Here is an 18,866-nt window from a genome sequence, read left to right as displayed (position 1 = left end):
GCGCCCAAGTCTCAACGGTCATAAGTGCATCTCGAATTCTTGTCATGCAAGTATCGCCATTTCTAAAAAGCTGATTAGATGAGCAACAACTACTCAAACATACTTAATAAATATTGTCGAGTGACTTGGACGTGACATACTGCTTTATTTTGGGGGCGCGGGCGACGAGGCGGTGAAGAATTGACCAACCAGCAAATCATGTTGTCGATGCCGGGTGAAATTTCCGCAGAAGCGCCGAAGTAAAATTCCCCAACTATGCCGCTCGGACGACGTGGAGACTTGCGTATTTTTCGGCGTCTCCCGCGTTGGCGTTGCGGCGGAGCGAAGGACGGCGGGGTGATCAAAGCCTTCGATCGCACGTGTTCAGCATCAATTCGGCATGTTGGCGCAGCCTGTAGCTTGATCTCTCGATTTGGAGACGACGGCATGGTGCAAAAGTCTGTCGAGCAAAGCTGTGGCGACCACGGCATCTCCAAAAACATCGCCCCATTCGGCAAGGCCGCGATTGGATGTGAGGATCATTGCGCCTCTCTCGTAGCATGCGTTGACGAGCTGGAAGAACAGGTTGCCTCCGCCAGCGATGACCGGGAGATAACCGATCTCGTCAACGATCAGGAGACTGGGCCCGCAGAAGAAGCGGATGCGTTCTTGAAGTCGTCCTTCGCGTTCGGCTCTGGACAGGGCCGCAATGAGATCGGCCAGTGGGAAGAAGTCGACGCTTTTGCCGGCTTCGACGGCTTCGACGCCGCGCGCAACTGCCAGATGGCTTTTGCCGGTTCCCGGTGGCCCGAGGAAGTGAATGGCCTCGTTGCGGTGAACAAAGCCGAGTTGTGCGAGGGTGAAGATCCGATCTCTGTCGAGCGGTGTTGGAACGTGAAATCGAAGCCCGCTTCTACAAGGCGATCCGGGTGAAAGCGTTCGACAGCATGCTGACACGCACGCTGGTCGGAGCTCGCAATCGGCTCCTGAGCATCTCAACCCACCTCAGCAACCAGATCCGCGGCCTGATGAAGACGTTCGATCTTATCGCCCCCAAAGGAATAGATCGGGCGTTTGATGGCAATGTCAGGGAACCGTTCGATCGGAATGACGCCTGAGGCGTGGTGCGACATACGCAAGCGCGCAGCCGATCTTGATTGCCAGTTGCTCGTAGCGGCGCGGGAAAGCCAGGCGACGAAGCTGTTGATGACGATCCCGGGGATCCGCGCCGTGGGCTCGAGGGGAGACGGCGGGGTGGCGGGGTGGCGGGGTGGCTTGTCAGATCAACTGAATGCGAGCTTGGTATTTGCGTTAATTACAATTCGAGTAGATGGAGTAATAAACCGTATATTACTGATGTATAAAGTACGTATAGGTTGAAACGAACCCGAGGCGCAGAGATGCATGAATTTCTCAAACGGCATGCCAATCGATTTCTGCGCGACCAAGGTGGCAATTTCGCAGTCATGACTGCGCTGGCAATGGTTCCGCTGCTAGGGGCGGCCTCCGTCGCGGTCGACTTTACCAACGCCAGGTTCGAGGCTGACAAATTGCAGGAGTCGTTGGACACCGCCGTGCTGGCAGCGGTGCGGCTTTACGGCGAAGGCAGCAGCGAGGAGGAAGCCACCCAGTTGGCAAACGAAATGTTCTTCGGCAATTTGGCCTTATTCCGGGGCACCGAGGAAACCACGCCACCGGCGGAACTCCCATCCCTCCACATCGTCTATGCCCAGGCGGGGCAAGGTGTCATGGCGACGGGCGACTATGCCCTCAACTACCAACCGGTGTTCTTGACCCGGTTATCGTTCCCGATCTCCCGCCGCAGCGCCGCCGCTCGCCAGCCGGACAAGGAGGCATGCATTTTGGCGCTCAACCCCACGGCCGATCGCGCCTTCGAAGTGAGCGGCAGTTCGACGGTCGACACATCGGGATGCACGATCACCGCAAACTCGCGCAGTAGCGAAGCCATCTATGTAGGCGGGTCGGGGACCCTTAAGACGGAATGCCTTTATACACCAGGCAAGGTCTCCGCCTTGCCGAGCAGCATTGATCTCGAATGCGACAAGGCGGGCGAGGGAACGTCACCGGCCAGCGACCCATTTAAGCGCAAAGTCATGCCGGAGGCCGGATTCTGGGTGGACCTGGGAGGATGCGGACAGACATTTGTGGGCAACGGCGGCGGCAATGGCGACTGCAACGGCATGGGCAAGACGCCGAACAAGGTGCCCGATGGATATACCGTGACGCTTAAGCCGGGGACCTACCACGACCTTGAAATCAAGGGCAATGTGAAGCTACAACCCGGCAATTACCTTATCGACGGCGGCACGCTGAAGTTCACAAGCCAGTCGGTCATCACCGGCGATCAGGTCACCTTCTTTCTGCTGAACGGTGCCCAGATCGATATTCATGGCGGCTCCACCTTCAATGTCACCGCCCCGACGTCGGGTACATGGGCTGGTTTCTCGATCGTCGCCGACCGCAACAATACCGCCTCCGCAGTCATCACCGGCAACAGCAACTCGCATCTCAACGGTATCATCTATATGCCCGCGGCCGAGGAAATCGAGTATGCCGGCAATGGCGCCACGACCGGCGAATGCGTGCGCATCATCGCCCAGAAAATCACCATGATCGGCAACAGCACGTTTAAGCTGGATTGCAAGGCGGAATTGGCAAACAACGAGATCAACAATCCCGGTGCCATCCGGCTGATCGAATGAGGGAGTGATGACCAGCGGACGGACGTGCAGGACTTTTGGTCGTGATCTTCGAAGATGCGATGCATCGAATTCCGGCGGTGACCAGCGCCACGATTCTGCCGTCGGAGGTGGTGACGGGCTGCGGTTTAGTTTGCGGCATCCGTAGAGCGATCGTTGGCCTTGCGGCGGCGATCATTCTTTCACCCTACGCCGGTGCGCTTTCATCCATCATCGACTGAGTTGTCCCGCGCAAACAGTGCCTTCACCCGCATTCCCTCTCCGGGGCGCTGATTGCACACATCCAAGTGCGCATTGGCATTCTCTCGTAGAGACTGAATGATCAAGGCACGCCGACATCCAGTCCTCAAAACGATCCTCATCCGCTGGCTCAGGCATATCTTCGCCGATGGAGGATATGCCGGTGCAAAAATGCGAGGGGCTTTGCAAAAGATCGCAAGGTTCACCCTGCACATTGGCAGACGAACTGACAAGGCCAACGGGGAATCCCAGCACGCGCCCCGTGATCGCCCCGGCAGTGGGCTCAGCGGGGCAAGAGCCACGCTTCATCTGACACATACGGACGCGCTAGCGGGCGTGGCATTGGTTTTCCGCTAAACAATGCCAACGGCTTAGACGCGGGAACTTGCGACATCCTAGCCTTGAAAAACAAAAACGGGTGATTCAGGTTTAGAACTTTCACGTATTGCGTCTCGAGGACTTCGAACATGTTGTCTTCCAGGCGCCAGTTGATAGCGCTGTCTTTCGATCTGTGGTTCACATCTGCAAAGATTGGCGTGTTACCCAGCCATACGAACCGACTGGACCGCGCCGGATTTGCCGGATGCATCAACTCAACAGAGATTGGAGCCGATATGAGCGATATCGGCGTCACGCCACAGGAGGCACGAGCCGAGATATCGAAAGCCTGGTTTTGGGGATAGGCCCTGCGCCTGATGCAGATCCTCTCGCTCCATGACTGGTTGGAGTTCGTGAAATTCCGCTTGCCGAGTCACGACTGACACGTTAGCAAGATAGAAGACACCGTTTCGTTGCATTTTTCGGCTATCGGTCGCGCTGGCGACACCTTTCGATTGTGAGGGTAACATTGCAGTGAATGCGATGATTGCGCAGGACAGACGCAGTCTCGCGGCTGGTTGCTCAAGCGTCACGCTGTTTGGGATGACCGGCGAAGGATCGTCGATTGGCAGCCGCGAGCGCGAAAGGGTGCTCAGAGCTCTCACTCCTTGATAGATCCGAAAACAAGATTTCGTGGTGACTATTTTTGGGCTGACACGATTTGGAGGCCAAATTGTCAGATGTTCACCGCAAGGAGCCACCCGCATCCGGCGCCGCTGAGACTGAAAATGACGCGCGGGTCGAAGGAGCCGGGCCGGTGCAGGCCGAGCGCCGCCGTTTTCCACGGCCGAAGGTAACTGATGAAGAACCTCCGGCTCCACCGGCCTTGGAGCCGCTGCAGTTTTCAACGCGCGATCTGGAACCGGCAGATCAGTTTGCCGCCTGGCAGGCCTATGTGGCGCCTCTTATGGATATCCGACGCGCAGATAATATACAGCCTGAAGCAGAATTTTTAGCCGATCATATGGCATGGAATCTCGGTGCGATGTTGGTCGTCCAACAAAGCACACCTCCCCACAGCTACATGCGCTCGGAGGCCAAGATAAGATCGAACCTCATCGATCATTGGCATATTTCGGTCTTGCGCAGCGGTCGGACGTGGACCGAAGTCCATGGGCTTGTCTGTGAAGGTGAGCCGGGAAAAGTGGACCTGCGGTCTTTGGGAGAGCCCTTTCGAGGCCGATCCACCCAGGCGCAAACCCTGTCGGTTTATCTGCCGCGCGAGTTGTTTCTCGATATTCCGGCTTCCGCTGAGATTAAGAACAATATCTCCTTGTCCGGGACGTACACCAAACTGCTCATCGACTATCTGGATGGAGTCGAGACGAACCTTTCGCGCCTGACCGCAACAGACCTTCCCTACGTGGTCCAGACGATGCGTGACATGATTTTGACATGTGTTGCATCATCGTCGGCTTATCTTACTCTCCCGGAGCAGCAAAGCACGTTGGCCCTGATGGAGCGTGTACGCCGTTTGGTCCAACGCAATTTGACGTCGCCCGATCTCACGACGGATCGTTTATGCCGGGAACTGGGCGTTTCGCGTACCCGCCTGTATCAGGTGTTCGAGCCGGATGGCGGCGTTCATCACTATATTCAACGCCGTCGGCTTCTGACGGCTCATGCCGCGCTCAGTGACGTCGCCAACCGGCAGAAAATCGCGGACATCGCCTTCACGGTCGGGTTTTCTTCCGCTGCCCACTTTAGCCGGGCATTCAGCAAGGAGTTTGGCTACAGTCCGCGCGAGGCGCGGAACGTTGCCGTTCCGCCCCATCTCGGACACGCTGTTGCGCCGGTGCCGGAGGCCGAGAGCGCTCATTCCTTCGACAGATGGTTGAAGGCGCTCGGCCATAGTCGCTGATCCCGGTTGATCATCATCATCAGCATCAGGCGACCCGTGACGCCGCAATTTCGCTGCGCATACCCATTGCGTTCGGCATGGCGAGCGGCCCTTCGGCCGCAAGGCTTGGATCGCGGAACGGTGATTGCAGAAATGGACGCTGCTGCAAGTTTCAGGATGCGTGGCTAACGACACCTGCCGCGTAACCTATTAGAAAAGAAGCACAATAGCAGTACAGGCAAAAGAGACTGGGTGCATGGCGAATGTACTCTCCATGCAGTAAGGCAACCATGAGGGGGCGTATCAATGGAATCCACTCGTCCGACTATACAGATCAGCAAGCCTCAGCACGCCACGGATAATCCGTACCGCACCGTCGAGCGCGAGGAGGTCCTTGCAGCGGCATTTCGGGACTTCGTACAAAGGGCAATTGCTGCGGGCTGGCATGAACCGGAGGTCGCCTTGACCTTGGCCGATATCGCCGATGACTACGTCATGGCTCTCGCTCGAAGGATTTCGGCAAATTAGTATTGCGTTGCCATTTGGCGTTCTCAGACGAGCGCAAAATGGCCGCCGACAAAACCTTCGATCAGGCCGCCGGCGTTGCCGCTTCTTAGCGAAAGCGGTCCGCCGGCGGCATGAGCGGCACGTACAAGCCGTCGCTCTGTCGCCTTGATGGGACTATCAGGGCCCCGCTGGCCATTGCTACATTCAACGCCTTGAATGACCTCTCGCTTCGATGAGCAATGTGGTTCCTGAATGGAAGTCCTACATCCGTCTATGGGGCGGTTGGCAGCGGCGGATCGTGGCGTTCCCCGACCGCGTGAGTATCACGATCGTGCTCTGAAACTCCTTGGCGCTTCTGCGGTCTCGCGGTTCCAACCTGCCCGATCACAACCACGAAGCTCCGGGTCTAGGGCGCCGTCGGATCAAGCACGCCCATGTCGATTTCCGTCAGTTCCACATGCCGCTCGAAGGCAATACCGGTATCGTCAAACAGGTGGCAATCGGCAGCGTTGATGCCGGTGGCAACCGGCACGTCGGCGCGGATGCCGACGCTGCCAGGCAGCATTGCGCAGAAATTCTCGCCCTCGCCGTTAAGTGAAGCGTAGGCGACGGTATGGGCGCCGAGGCGTTCGATGACGGTGGGCGTAACAGTCAGCGAGATGTCGCCGGATCCAAGCTGTACATGTTCCGGCCGGATGCCGAGCGTCAATGCCTTGCCGGCCATGCCGTCGCGCGGTGTAACCGGCAGTATGGCGGTCTGCCCGCCATAGTCCACCTCCACGCCGGCATCGCTGACGCGTTTGCAGATAACCGGCAGAAAGTTCATTTTCGGATTGCCGATGAAGCCGGCAACAAAAAGGTTGGCCGGCTTGTGATAAAGCTCCAGCGGCGCGCCGGTCTGCGAGATATCGCCGGCATCCAGCACGACGATGCGGTCGGCCATGGTCATGGCTTCCACCTGATCGTGCGTCACATAAATCATTGTAGCCTTCAATTGGCGATGCAGCTTTGCAAGCTCGATGCGCATATCGGCGCGCAGCGCCGCATCGAGGTTCGACAGCGGCTCGTCGAAAAGGAATATCTTCGGCTCGCGAACGATCGCCCGGCCGATTGCGACACGCTGGCGCTGGCCGCCGGAGAGCATGCCGGGCTTCTGCTGGAGTCGCTGATCGAGATGAAGGATGCGCGCCGCATTCTCGACCTTGGCCTTGAGTTTCGTCTCGTCCATCTTCTCGACGCGAAGCGGAAAGGCGATGTTTTCGAAAACGGTCATGTGCGGATAAAGTGCGTAGGACTGGAACACCATGGCAATGCCGCGCTTGACCGGCGGCAGGTCGTTGACCCGGATGCCGTCGATGACGATGTCGCCTGCAGTTGTCGCATCAAGACCGGCGATCATGCGCAGCAGGGTGGACTTGCCGCAGCCCGAGGGACCAACGAAGACAACGAATTCGCCATTCTTCACATCGAGCTGTACGCCCTTCAGAACTTCGTAGTCGCCGTAGAATTTCTGCACATTATTGAGAAAAAGCTGTCCCAAAACCTGTCTCCGGTCGCTGTCGAAGCAGCGCTTATACAATCAGGGAAGGATCGCGGGTTGTTGCTCCCCGCGATCCCCACGAAGGCTACTTGAACGCCTCGATTTCGCCAGCAGCCTTCTTGAGTGCGTCGGCCGGCTGGGCCTGGCCGGTCACGACGGATTGCACCATGGCGATCATCGAGTTCTGGAAGCCCTTGTAGTCGGTGAAAAGCGGTTCGGGGCCACCGTAGCTGATGCCGTCGATCAACGGCTTCCAGTAGGGCTTTTCAGCCACCAGCTTGTCGATGTTCGGCGAGGGGCGAAGCGGCGTCAGACCGGATTCGCCGTTCAGCTCGTATTCCTCCTGCGGGCCGGGAGAGGTGATGAACTTGGCGAACTCGATCGCCTTGTCCTCGACGCCTGAACCCTTGAAGATCGCTAGGCTGTCGGTGATGAGCAGAGTGCCCGGTCCCTTGGCCTGCGGGCCAAGCGGCAGGGTCGTGATGCCCCAATCGATCTTGGTGTCCTTCAGGCGGTAGGCGGCACCGGAGCCCGCCTGGATCATCGCGACCTTGCTATCGAGGAAGATGGCGCGGACTTCGTTCTGCTCGTAGGCCGTCGGGCCTTCTTCAGAATAGGGCACGATGCTCTTATAGGCCTCCAGCGCTTTCAGCACCTCGGGACTATCAAGGGTAATTTTGCCTTCTGCGTCCGTCACCGTGCCGTTGTTCGTGTAAACCCAATGCATGAACTGATGCATCGTGTTGTCGAAGGTCTTGGCCGAAAGACCGAAGCCCGGGATTCCGGTTTTCTCCTTGATGATCTTGGCATATTCGATCTCTTCATCCCAGGTCTTCGGCGGCTTCTCGGGATCAAGGCCGGCCTGCTTGAAGAGGTCCTTGTTCCAGTAGAGCGCTTTGGTCGAGAAAGCGATCGGAACGCCCCACTGCGTGCCGTCGAAGGTGACAGTGTCGACGATGTGCGGAAAGTAGGCCTTCTTTTCCTCGTCCGTCATCGGGACCTCGACGATGAGGTCGTTCTGCGCAAATTCCTTAAGGGTGCGCGAACCAACATAGGCCATGGCAACCGGCGTTCCAGCAGCCGCCAGCGTCGTCGCCTTGTCCTGGCACTGGGCCCAGCCAACGACTTCCGGCGCGATCTTCCAGCCGGCGTTCTTTTCTTCCCACTGCTTGATGTACTTTGCATGGATATCGTCGAGCTTGTCGCCGCAATAAATCCAGCTGATCTCCTGGTCGGCGGCTTCGGCTGTGACGGCGGTGAGCGCCGTCGAACCGAGCAGGGCGAGTGCCATAAGGCCTGTTTTGAAGGTAATGTTCACTTCACGACTCCCGTTCTTGTGTTAGCTGTTCACTCGTTTCTTGGTCTTATTGTTTCACCGCACCGGCGGTCAGCCCGCCGACGAGATAGCGTTGCAGGAAGAAGATGACGATCATCGCGGGCAGGATGCCGACGAAAGAGGCCGCCATCAGTTCATTCCAGATGACCTCCTGCTTACCGAAATAAGCAAAGAGTCCCACCGGCAGAGGCATGTATTCGGTCTTCGAGTTGAAGGTCAGCGCGAAGATGAATTGCTGCGCATAGGCACCGATGAAGGTGGTGATCGCGACGACGATGATCCCGGGCATGGCGATCGGCAGGATCACGCGGCGAAGCGTGTAAAAATGGCTTGCGCCATCCATATACGCGGCCTCATTCAGTTCCTGGGGAATGCGGATCATATAAGTCCGAAGCAGCCAGATCGCCGATGGAATGAGGAACGCCACGCCCGGCACGATCATGGCAAGATAAGTGTTAAGAACGCCCATGCTGCGCATCAGCCGGAAGAGGGGGATGAGAAGCACCGCGCCGGAGAACATGTTGACGGTGAGAAAGGCGCCGAGAAGGATGCCCATCCCCCTGAACTCGAACCGTGCAAAGGCATAAGCCGCCGGAATGACGAGGCTGAGCACGATCACTGTGACGATGATCGATATGAAGAACGAATTGAAGATATAGCGCCCGAACCCTGGAACGCTGACCCACATCGTTCGATAGGCCTCGAAAGAGCCGTTCTCCGGCCAGAACCGGTAAGGCGACGAAAAGAGCTGGCTCAACGGTTTCAGCGAAACCAGAAAGCCTTCGACGAAGGGCGAAAGAACGAAGGCCAGAAACAGCGCGATGCCGCAATAGATCAGCACGATTTCCCACCAGCTGTAGCGATCGATCATTGCGGGACTGCTCATGCGCGCTTCTCCGGGTTGAGACGGCGGGTGACACGGAAATAGGCAAAGCAGAAGAGCGACAGGAAGATGCAAATCAGCACGGCACGTGCAGCACCTTCACCATATTTCTTGGAGCCGATCGCGGTCTGATAGGTATCGATGATCATCGTCGTCGTCTGGCCGCTCGGACCACCTTGGGTCAGGATCCAGATGATGTCGAAGGAATTGAACGTGGCGATCAAAGACAGCATCGACATCGTAATAATTGCCGGGACCATCAGCGGCAGCGTGATGCGGCGAAAACGATAAAAACGGCCGGCCCCATCAGTCCAGGCGGCTTCATAAAGGTCCTTCGGAATGGATTGGATCGCGGCCAGAAAGTAGATGGTGACCAGAGGGACGCCGATCCACACATCCGTGATGATCGTTGCCCAGAACGCCGTGCTTCCGTAGGCGAGGAACGCGACCGGACCATTGACCAGACCGAAGCGCTGCAAAAGGCCGGAGATCATTCCGAACTGGCCGTTATACATCCACCCCCACATGAAGATACCGATCGCCATCGGCACGATCCATGGCGGCATGGTCAGCAGGCGGAAAAGCGCACGGCCGGGCACGGCAGCATTCAGCATTGTCGCGCCAAAGGTACCAATGATCATTTTGATCGATACCGAAAAGAACGTCCAGATGAAGGTGCGGAAAATGACCTCCGCGAATGTGGCGTTGAAGATCTTCTCGTAATTGATCCAGCCGACCCAATTCGTCGTCTTCCTGAGCGATGCGTCTGTGAAGGACAGAATGAACGTATCGACCAGCGGGTAGGCGACGATCGCCATGACGTAAAGGACAGCTGGAAGGAGAAGGATCCAGGCGAAGATGACCGTGCTTTTTTGAACACCCATCCTGCCGTCCTCCTCAAGCCGCTCTGGCGTGGAGCGCCTCGTCGAAGCGATCCCATACCGGCCGCAGATCGACGACCGCCCTCTTCATACGCGCTTCGTCCATCGCCAAGGCGAGGATGCCGGCCTCGAGCGCATTCAGTGTGGAGACTGGGAGTTCGGTCCCAGTGCGGACGCTGTCGAGCAGGTCGGCGGCCATCTGCTCGTCCGCGCCGTAATGCTGGGAAAGTTCGGTTGCCGCGTACTTGTTCTCAACGATCTTCTTGCCGGTCAGCTGCTCGTGCACGTCGAGATAGCCGCGGACGAAATCGCCTTCGGCCATGCCGCGCGAGCCCATGATGGCAAAGCGGCGGAACTGGTCTGGAACGTTCAAGTTGGTGTGGAAGTTCATGCCGACGCCATTGGCATATTCGACGATGGCGACTTGGTAGTCGATGATGTCGGCATCGCTGTCGAAAACCCTGTCCGACCCCATCCAGCCGCTTGGCTTGCGATGGAAGAGTTCAAGGTCGTTGATCCCTTCACGCGCCGGATCATTTGCAGGGATGAAGCTCTTGCGTCCGCCGAAGCTCGCAACCCGCTCGGGGCGGGCACCGACGACGCCATTGTAAAGGTCGAGGTCATGGCAGCATTTTTCCAGCATGAAGCTGCCGGAAAAACGCTCGTAGCGGCGCCAGTCGCGCATGAAGAAGGCACCGTGATAGGGTTCGATATGTTCGGATGCCTCGATCGAGACGATCTGGCCGAGCTTGCCGGCTGCCTGAACGGCACGCAGGTCCTTGTAGAGCGGCGAATAGCGCAGTACCAGGCCGACCATCAGCCGCTCATGGCCGAACCTTGCCATCAGCCTGGCGAGTTCGATGCTTTCGGCGATCGTGGTAACGATCGGCTTTTCGCAGAATACCTTTAGGCCGGCCTCAAGGCCCAGCCTTATGTGCTCGAGATGCATGTGGTTGGGCGAGCCGATCATCAGCAGGTCGAGCTTTTCGCCGGCAAGAAGCTCTTGGGGCGATGCGTAGGCTTTGCCGACAGAAATACCCTTTTCCGTCAATCCGGGGAGACCGGCAGGCTCCGGATCGACATAGCCTGCGATTTCAAAGCTGCTGTCGATTGCCTTGAAAACGTAGCCAAGATAGCCGAGCCGGAATCCCAGCCCTACGATTCCCACTTTCATGCCGTTGTCGTTCCCATTTCGTAATTTATTTTCTTCAGGTTGGGGCAAAAATTATAAGTCGTCAACTGTAAACGCGGCTTCTTCGAGAATCATGAAATTAATTTTCATACGCCGAATGCGACCGCGATTTTCACGCCTGTTTTCCCGTTAGCGGCTTTTCGGAGTCGGATACTTCGCTTGGCGTGGCGATCGCAAGCATGTCGCGATAAATTCCCGGAACGGAACCTTCGATCGGGATCGCGCCGACGCTGCGGCGATAAAATTCCATCGGGCCGGCACCTCCAATGATGCCATAGGCGTAGCCTTGGGCGTGCATGTCGAGCAGGGTGGTCACAAGCAACGCCTGACCGACACCATGCCCGCGGGCTGAAACATCCACGCCCGTCGGCCCAAAGAAGCCTTTTGCCGTCGCCTCATGGCAAGCAAAACCGATGAGCTCGCCACCTTTGACCGCAATAAAACACGACGGCGGCTGGCGCATCGTCGCAACAGTCGCCTCCGCCGCCCAGCCGGCGCCAAAGCGCGGCTCGATCCACGAGGTCAGTGCTTTGAGCTCGGGTGCAAGCACCCGGCGGATCAGGATGTCCTGATCTGCCAAACGTTTCTCGAGCGTGGCGTCGGGCTTGAGTTCGTAGAGTTTGACCAGCATGTCCATGACTTTATCCTTTGTCTTTCAGCCCTTGACCGCGCCCGCCGTCAGGCCTGCAACGATGCGGCGCTGGAAGAAGAGCACTACCAATATAAGGGGCAGGGTGACGGTGACCGAGGCCGCCATGATCTGGCCGAAGGGATACTCGTAGCGGCTGTTTCCGGCAATGAGGCCGATTGCAACCGGCACGGTGCGGTTTTCGTCCGTCAATGTGAAGGTGAGTGCAAAGAGGAATTCGTTCCATGCCAGGATGAACGCTAAAATGCCGGTGCTGGCGAGCGACGGACCCATCAGCGGCAGCAGGATCTTCATCAGAATGCGAAAATGCGAGCAGCCATCGATGATGGCCGCTTCTTCCAGCTCACGCGGGAATTCGCGGATGAAGGTCGTGAGAACCCAGGTGGTGAACGGCACGGTCGAGAGAAGATAGGTCAGAACCAGCGCGCTTGGGCGATTGAACAGGCCCATCCAGTTGATCAGTTCGAACATGCCGGAGAGAACGACGACCTGCGGAAAGATCGAGATCATCAGAATGATCATTAGCAGCACCCGGCGCTGCGGAAAATCGATCCGCCCGAGCGCATAGGCGGCGCTGAGGCCAATGACGAGCGACAGAAACGTCGTCGACACCGCGACATAGGCGGAATTGAGCAGCGAGCCCATGAAGACGGGATTGTCGATGAGCTGCCGGTAGTAGGTGAAGTCGAGTGCGGGAACGAGCGCTGCCTGATAGAGGGCTGCGCCCTGTTTCGTCGAGGACACAAAGGCCCAATAGTACGGGAAAAGCGTATAGATCAGCACGAGCAGGAGTGCTGCAGATTGAAAGAACCTTACGATGCGTCGCCGCACGCGGTAGTAAGCGGCAGGTTTGCGTACCGTTCTGTAGAGTGCAACGTCCGTCATTTCGTCAGCTCCCCGCTCGCCCGATCGAGACGCAGCGCGCCGATGATGATAATGGCGGCGAGCGCCACCAGCAGGAACACCCATGTCGAAGCGGCCGAGCCGACGCCCAGCTCTTGAAAGCTGATGAGCCTGTCACGCGCATAGATCGACACGGTCATGACGTTCTCGTTGCTCGCAGCCATGACATAGGCAAGATCGAACATCCGCAGCGCATCGAGCACGCGGAAGAGTACGGCCACGCCGATTGCCGGCCTCAGCATCGGCAACGTGATCGACCAGAAGCGCTTCCATGCCGGGATACCATCCACCTCCGCAGCTTCGAATATCTCCGGCGAAATCAGCTGCAGTCCGGCGAGGATCAACAGCACCATGAAAGGCGTCGTCATCCACACGTCGGCGAAAATAACGACACCCATGATCAGCGAGCTGCTCGCCGTCCAGGCGATTCCGTGATCGATAAAACCCAGCCCGATCAGGATCTTGTTGAGTACGCCGAACTGGTCGTTCAGCATCCATTCCCAGATCTTCGCGGAAACCACGACCGGGATGGCCCAAGGGACGAGGATGGCGGCACGCACCAGCCCTCGACCTGGAATGGCCTCATTGATCAAAAGCGCAATTGCAAGGCCGAGAACCGTTTCGATGGCAACCGAAATGACCGTGAAGACCATCGTATTCCTGACGGCCACCCACCAGCTTCTGTCATTGATGACATCGAGGAAATTAGCGATCCCAACCATCGAATAGACCGAGGGATCGTCGAGATAGGCATCGGTAAAGGCAAAGAAGAACGTCCGTCCGAGGGGCCAGACGGCGACGAGCAGCATCACGATGATGACGGGGACCAGGAAAAGCCATGCGGCCAGATGGTCGCGGCGTGCCAGACGCGCACTCATTGTTCGGCTGCCCTCACATTGCTGGCGGTCGCCATTTCGTGCGGGATCCGCCGGTCGGCCGTATCGAAGACGAAAACCGCCTCGTCAGCAAACCCCAATCCGATCCGCGTGCCGATCGTTTCCTTGGCAGGCGGGATAGTCACCCGGATTACCCACACGACGTCTTCCGCAATGCGGCAATAGGCAAAATGCTCGTGCCCGAGGTCCTCGACGCGCTCGAGGACGCCTGATATGCGCCCAGTCCCATCGGCTGCGATCGCAAGTCCTTCCGGCCTTACGCCAATCGTCGCTGCGGTTGCATCGGAACCTAGAAATCCAGCGCCGATAGAAAGACCACCCGGTCCGATGATCCTCCGGCCGCCGGCAGCGTCCTGCATGGAAACTGACAGGAAGTTCATGCGTGGGCTTCCGATAAAGCTTGCCACGAAGCGGTTGTCCGGCGTGCGGTACAGAGCTTGAGGCGTACCCACCTGCTCGATGCGCCCGTAATTGAGAACAACGATCCTGTCGGCGAGCGTCATGGCTTCGGACTGATCGTGCGTCACATAAATCATCGTCGTCTTGAGTTCGTCGTGAAGCTTGGCGATCTCCATGCGCATTTCCATGCGAAGATCGGAATCGAGGTTCGAAAGGGGCTCGTCGAAAAGAAAAATCTCCGGCTGACGGACCAGCGCCCGGCCGATCGCAACACGCTGTCGCTGCCCGCCGGACAGCTCTCTTGGACGGCGATTCAGGAGATGATCGACTTTCAGCATCCTTGCAACGGCAAGCACTTTGTCGCTGACGGCGGTGCGCGCAAGACCAAGCGTTTCCAGCGCAAAACCGATGTTGCGGGCAACGCTCATGTGCGGATAAAGCGCATAGGATTGGAAGACAAAGGCAACGCCCCGCTTGGAGGCTGGAACGTCGGTGACATCGTCGCCGCCAATGCTGACGGCGCCTTTCGTCGGGGAAACAAGGCCAGCGACGATACGCAGCAGAGTGGATTTGCCGCAACCTGAAGGGCCGACAAAGACGATGAACTCGCCATCTCTGATCCGAAGATCGACATCGTCGATCACGGAATGCGTGCCATAGCTTTTTGAAACGGAGTCCAATGAAACCGATGCCATCTTACACCCGGACTTGAATTATGCTGGAAGGGAAACGGCCACTTCGGTGGCCGGCTGCACGGCAAGCAAGCCGGCTGCGCGAGCAGGCGAGGGGCCCTGCTCGCGCCGGCTTGTCAGAAAGCCTCAACGGCTCTCCTTCAGCTTCTCAAGTCGCGTTGCAAGGGCATTCAGCCCGGCCTTGATGTCGCCGCCGCCCGAAAGCATGTCGTGGACCGAGCGATAAAAGGCTTGCGAAACGCGGTTGTAGCTCGTGCCTGTATAACCGGACGGGCGGACTGCGCTGTCGGCAAATGCCTGCTGGTTGTCCTTGAGGAAGGGCAACTTCGCCAGCACGTCCGGATCGCTGTAAAGTGCCTGGATCGACGGATTAAGAGCTGCCTGGATCGCGCGCATCTTCTGCATGTCCGGGCCGGCGATGAAGTTGACGAAGTCGGCCGCAACCTCGGGTTTGGCGCTGAACTTCGAAACGCCGTAATACATCGGACCGAGGCAGCCGCTCGACTTTTCGCCGTCCTTGCCGACGGGAAGCGGCATCATGCCGACCTTGTCGATGATGGAGCTGCCTTGCTGGTGCGACGTTCCCCAGACATAGGGCCAGTTGCGGTGGAAAACCGCGTTTCCGGACTCGAAGATCGCGCGCGAGGCTTCCTCGTCATAATTCAGCACGCCTTCCGGACTGATGCTGCCGATCCAGCCTTTGGCCTTTTCTATCGCTTCGGCTGCCTGCGGATTGTCGATCGTGACCTTGCCGTCGTCCGAGATGATCGTGCCGCCGCCGTTTGAGGCGATCAGTTCGATGGCGTCGCAGGTGAGCCCTTCGTAGCTCTTGGCCTGCCAGGCATAGCCCCACATCTCGCCATTGCCGGCTGCGCGCTCCTTGTCCTGGATTTCCTTCGCACTGGCCGCCAGTTCGTCCCAAGTCTTCGGCGGCTGCTTGCCGTACTTCTCCAGAAGGTCCTTGCGATAAAACATCAGCCCGACATCCATATAGGCGGGCATGGCAATGAGTTTGCCGTCAAGCTTGGCCGCACCGAGCGTCGAGGCGAAATGTTTGTCCTGGTCTGCCTGCGGCACCAGGGTCTTCAGGTCGAGCAGGTTGTTTTTGAACATGCCGAGCCAGATGACGTCCAAAAACAGGACGTCGATATCTTTGGATTTCGATGCCAGCAGCTGTTGATAAAGCGGGATGGCGTCATCCAGCAATGCCGGCATCTTGTTGATCTTCGCCTCGTTGCCGGTCTTTTCCTTCCAGGCATTGGCGACCGTCGTACAAAGCTCGAATTCGGTGGGTGAGCAGAAGACCGAAATGGTCTCCGCATGTGCGCTCCCGGTCCAGATGCCGACGGAGATGGCTAAAGCAGCGAGACTTCTCTTCAACATGAACTGTTCCCTTTTTGTGATGGTGCTTCGGTATCTATGGAACTCTCCGGCTCCTGGGCACACATTAGGACTGGTTATATCCAGTCATGTCAATATGGACTTTGTCGGGATTTGCGTGGAGAGTGGTTGCAAAATGACGGGAAGGGAAAGGCGAACAGGTTTGAATAAGCGTCAGGAGCACCCGCGTTCCATAATGCCTCAAAGTCTGGTTGATCGGGAGGATCCGCGGCCGCTCCACAAGCAAGTCTACGAAGCGCTTTTGACGTCAATCCGCAACGGAAAGCTGCCATTGCGGGGAAAATTGCCCTCAGAGCGTGAATTAGTTGATCTTTTCGACGTAAGCCGGATCACCATTCGGCACGCAATACGCGAGTTGGTCCAGCAGGGCGTGGTCACGAGCCAGCCTGGCAAAGGGCTTTATGTGGCAGAGCACAGCGGCGGCTTTGAGCTGCAGGTTCTCAAGAGCTTCACGGCCACGGCCATCTCGAACGGCCGGGTGCCCGGACATCGCCTGATCGAGGCACGTGTTCTTCGCGCGCCGCTGGAGATCAGCCGGCCACTTTTCCTGCCGCCCGGCGCCGATGTTGTCGTGCTCTCCAGATTGCGGCTGCTCGATGAGGTGCCGGTCGTCATTCAAACGGACTGGCTGCCGGCGGGCCGCGTTCCAGGACTGCTGGATCTGGATTGGACGGTGGGCAACCGCTCGCTCTACGCAGAGCTGCGCCGCCACCACCATATCCATCCATCGCGCGGACAGACAACGCTGAGTGCGCGTCTGGCCTCTCCCGAGGAGGCGGCAATGCTGGATCTACAATCGCCGGCGGCCGTTCTGACCGTCGATCAGATCGCCTTCGACAACCGCAACCGGCCGGTAAACCTCACGGCCCTCGTGCATCACCCGGAGCGCTATCCCCTGACGCTCGCGCAATCTGAAACTGGCGACATCGCGCAATATTGAAGAGATGTCACAGTCATGGCGACGTCCAAGTGCCGCAAGCCCGCGACCAGCAGCACATTTCTCCGACAGCATCGACTGAAGTTTCAATGACGACTGGCTGTGCCTCCGATGATGGGCTGTTCCTCTACTATCCGAGCCAGCGCCATCTTTCCGCAAAAGCCGGCGCAGTTATCGACACGCTCAAGCAGGGCTAAACGACCTCAACCTTCTGCGTTCGACGCCGCGGGCAAATACAAGCCCACCATTGTCTGCTTTCAACACCTCTCAGCACGCTCGCCAGAAGGGCGGCTTCGTCCCTAGGCCGACCGTCACCGTCGGCCACAACAAGGCACATCTCCTCCCGTACCGCTCAGGCCGATAGCGTCAGGGTCCCTTTCTCGCTCGTGGTAAGATCGTGGCCAAAACGTCCGCATTCGCGTTTCATGGTGTGGCCGAGCCAGGCGGCTTCTTCATCAGATGCGCGGATGAGCCGAAATTTCTGCAGCCGGAAGGGCACCATTTCAATTCGGCGCAGCCGATGGCTTTGATCATCCAGATCGACGAAATAGGCGAGAGTCAGATCCGGGCGAAATCTCTCCTGCCCGCCGATTCCCTCATAGTCGTTGATGAAGTCGCCGCATCCGTAAAAGATAGGCCTGTCAGCATGGATCTCTATCGCCAACGGGTGATGCGATGAGTGTCCGTGAACGACGTCGACGCGGGCGCCGTCGATCAGACGATGGGCGAAGCGTCGGTGTTCAAGGGGCAATTCATAGCCCCAGTTGGATCCCCAATGTATGGAAACAAGGACGGTGTCGTCGCGCTGTCGCCACTCGCCGATGCCGTCAGCGACGGCTGCAAGTGCGTCGTCACTGAAATCCGCGAGGAAGTTTATACCCGGTCGCTCCTTCCCGGCCGCCCAGTTGGCCGGAACCCCGCTGGATGGACAGGCAAAGGCGAATACAAGAAGTCGCCGCCCTGGGACCGTTTCGAGCACGGCGGGGCGGCTTGCACCATCGGCATCGAGTCCTGCGCCGGCTGTCGCAAGCCTCGCCCCCTGCAGGGCAAGCAAGGTATCCTTCATGCCCCTCAGCCCCCAATCCGCGGTATGGTTGTTGGCAAGGATGCAGCAGTCTATCCCTGCAGCGACGATACAATGAAGATTATCGGGGTGCATCCGATAATTGATACCTTTAGGCTCGGGCGTTCCGTCTGCGGTAACGCTGGTTTCGAGATTGATGATCCTCAAATCCGGCTCACGCCGATCAATCTCGTTCAGCGCATCGCCCCAGACATAGTCGAAAGGCACCGCCCTCGGGATTTCGCCCGACCGACGTTCCGCCAAGTCCACATAGCCATGCGCTGAGCGGAGATGCGGCTCGTACAGGGTCGGGTCGGAGGGATGCGGCATGATCTGGTCGATGCCGCGGCCGGTCATCACGTCCCCACTTAGGAAGAGCTTCATTGCTGCGCATCCTCGTCAGTTGAATGTCGATCCGGATCAACCGCGG

Annotated in this window: 16 protein-coding genes and 4 pseudogenes; 8 read left to right on the top strand and 12 right to left on the bottom strand. The window is 58.1% G+C overall.

Annotation, left to right across the window (positions count from 1 at the left end):
* Window positions 1-264: 264 nt before the first annotated feature.
* Window positions 265-890, bottom strand: a pseudogene (gene istB, locus BN1800_RS27460) (IS21-like element helper ATPase IstB); the annotation flags it as partial.
* On the opposite strand from istB, the pseudogene BN1800_RS44075 reads away from it, so the two are divergent.
* The 7 genes and pseudogenes from BN1800_RS44075 to BN1800_RS27420 all read left to right on the top strand — a co-directional run.
* A pseudogene (locus BN1800_RS44075) lies at window positions 882-1,212 on the top strand (IS110 family transposase); the annotation flags it as partial. The pseudogenes istB and BN1800_RS44075 sit on opposite strands and share 9 nt — an antisense overlap.
* 167 nt (window positions 1,213-1,379) lie before the next feature.
* On the top strand, window positions 1,380-2,702 hold the full coding sequence (locus BN1800_RS27450) for a TadE/TadG family type IV pilus assembly protein (RefSeq protein ID WP_027512601.1): 1,323 nt from the start codon (window positions 1,380-1,382) through the stop codon (window positions 2,700-2,702).
* Between the two features lie 41 nt (window positions 2,703-2,743).
* On the top strand, window positions 2,744-2,920 hold the full coding sequence (locus BN1800_RS41585; RefSeq protein ID WP_179213902.1) for a hypothetical protein: 177 nt from the start codon (window positions 2,744-2,746) through the stop codon (window positions 2,918-2,920).
* Window positions 2,921-3,044: 124 nt separating this feature from the next.
* Window positions 3,045-3,182, top strand: a pseudogene (locus BN1800_RS27440) (IS5/IS1182 family transposase); the annotation flags it as partial.
* A gap of 552 nt (window positions 3,183-3,734) precedes the next feature.
* Window positions 3,735-3,920 (top strand): annotated as a pseudogene (locus BN1800_RS27430) (dihydrodipicolinate synthase family protein); the annotation flags it as partial.
* 70 nt (window positions 3,921-3,990) lie between these two features.
* Window positions 3,991-5,178, top strand: coding sequence for a helix-turn-helix domain-containing protein (locus BN1800_RS27425; protein WP_425299069.1), 1,188 nt, complete (start codon window positions 3,991-3,993; stop codon window positions 5,176-5,178).
* A gap of 285 nt (window positions 5,179-5,463) precedes the next feature.
* Window positions 5,464-5,685, top strand: coding sequence for a hypothetical protein (locus BN1800_RS27420; RefSeq protein ID WP_027512605.1), 222 nt, complete (start codon window positions 5,464-5,466; stop codon window positions 5,683-5,685).
* Window positions 5,686-6,070: 385 nt separating this feature from the next.
* Here the strand turns inward: BN1800_RS27420 and BN1800_RS27415 are convergent, their stop codons facing one another.
* The 10 genes from BN1800_RS27415 to BN1800_RS27370 form a co-directional block, all read right to left on the bottom strand.
* Window positions 6,071-7,204 (bottom strand): ABC transporter ATP-binding protein, encoded by a 1,134-nt coding sequence (locus tag BN1800_RS27415; RefSeq protein ID WP_027512606.1) that lies wholly within the window; start codon window positions 7,202-7,204, stop codon window positions 6,071-6,073.
* Window positions 7,205-7,289: 85 nt separating this feature from the next.
* Window positions 7,290-8,495 (bottom strand): ABC transporter substrate-binding protein, encoded by a 1,206-nt coding sequence (locus BN1800_RS27410; protein WP_087001952.1) that lies wholly within the window; start codon window positions 8,493-8,495, stop codon window positions 7,290-7,292.
* Between the two features lie 73 nt (window positions 8,496-8,568).
* Window positions 8,569-9,426: a carbohydrate ABC transporter permease gene (locus BN1800_RS27405; RefSeq protein WP_087001951.1), complete on the bottom strand. Its 858-nt coding sequence runs from the start codon at window positions 9,424-9,426 to the stop codon at window positions 8,569-8,571.
* Window positions 9,423-10,307, bottom strand: coding sequence for a carbohydrate ABC transporter permease (locus tag BN1800_RS27400; RefSeq protein WP_027512609.1), 885 nt, complete (start codon window positions 10,305-10,307; stop codon window positions 9,423-9,425). The genes BN1800_RS27405 and BN1800_RS27400 overlap by 4 nt, the downstream gene beginning before the upstream one ends.
* A gap of 13 nt (window positions 10,308-10,320) precedes the next feature.
* Window positions 10,321-11,478 (bottom strand): Gfo/Idh/MocA family protein, encoded by a 1,158-nt coding sequence (locus BN1800_RS27395; protein WP_027512610.1) that lies wholly within the window; start codon window positions 11,476-11,478, stop codon window positions 10,321-10,323.
* Between the two features lie 130 nt (window positions 11,479-11,608).
* Window positions 11,609-12,133 carry a GNAT family N-acetyltransferase gene (locus tag BN1800_RS27390; RefSeq protein ID WP_087001950.1) on the bottom strand — a complete coding sequence of 175 codons (525 nt, stop codon included), beginning with the start codon at window positions 12,131-12,133 and terminating at the stop codon, window positions 11,609-11,611.
* A gap of 18 nt (window positions 12,134-12,151) precedes the next feature.
* Window positions 12,152-13,030 carry a carbohydrate ABC transporter permease gene (locus tag BN1800_RS27385; RefSeq protein WP_027512612.1) on the bottom strand — a complete coding sequence of 293 codons (879 nt, stop codon included), beginning with the start codon at window positions 13,028-13,030 and terminating at the stop codon, window positions 12,152-12,154.
* Entirely contained in the window at window positions 13,027-13,926 is a 900-nt protein-coding gene (locus tag BN1800_RS27380) for a carbohydrate ABC transporter permease (protein ID WP_027512613.1), read from the bottom strand. The genes BN1800_RS27385 and BN1800_RS27380 overlap by 4 nt, the downstream gene beginning before the upstream one ends.
* Entirely contained in the window at window positions 13,923-15,038 is a 1,116-nt protein-coding gene (locus BN1800_RS27375; RefSeq protein ID WP_087001949.1) for an ABC transporter ATP-binding protein, read from the bottom strand. Before BN1800_RS27375 ends, BN1800_RS27380 begins: the two co-directional genes overlap by 4 nt.
* Before the next feature lie 123 nt (window positions 15,039-15,161).
* Window positions 15,162-16,418 (bottom strand): ABC transporter substrate-binding protein, encoded by a 1,257-nt coding sequence (locus BN1800_RS27370; protein ID WP_027512615.1) that lies wholly within the window; start codon window positions 16,416-16,418, stop codon window positions 15,162-15,164.
* Window positions 16,419-16,611: 193 nt separating this feature from the next.
* Between BN1800_RS27370 and BN1800_RS27365 the strand changes: the two genes are divergently transcribed.
* Window positions 16,612-17,376 (top strand): GntR family transcriptional regulator, encoded by a 765-nt coding sequence (locus BN1800_RS27365; RefSeq protein WP_244564667.1) that lies wholly within the window; start codon window positions 16,612-16,614, stop codon window positions 17,374-17,376.
* 349 nt (window positions 17,377-17,725) lie between these two features.
* Here the strand turns inward: BN1800_RS27365 and BN1800_RS27360 are convergent, their stop codons facing one another.
* Window positions 17,726-18,820, bottom strand: a complete 1,095-nt coding sequence (locus BN1800_RS27360) for a CapA family protein (protein ID WP_087001947.1) — start codon at window positions 18,818-18,820, stop codon at window positions 17,726-17,728.
* Between the last annotated feature and the right edge of the window lie 46 nt (window positions 18,821-18,866).

It is taken from the genome of Rhizobium sullae (assembly GCF_900169785.1).
Lineage (GTDB): Bacteria > Pseudomonadota > Alphaproteobacteria > Rhizobiales > Rhizobiaceae > Rhizobium > Rhizobium sullae.
Note: the sequence above shows the minus strand (reverse complement) of the source record. Positions and strands in the feature narration are given on the sequence as shown.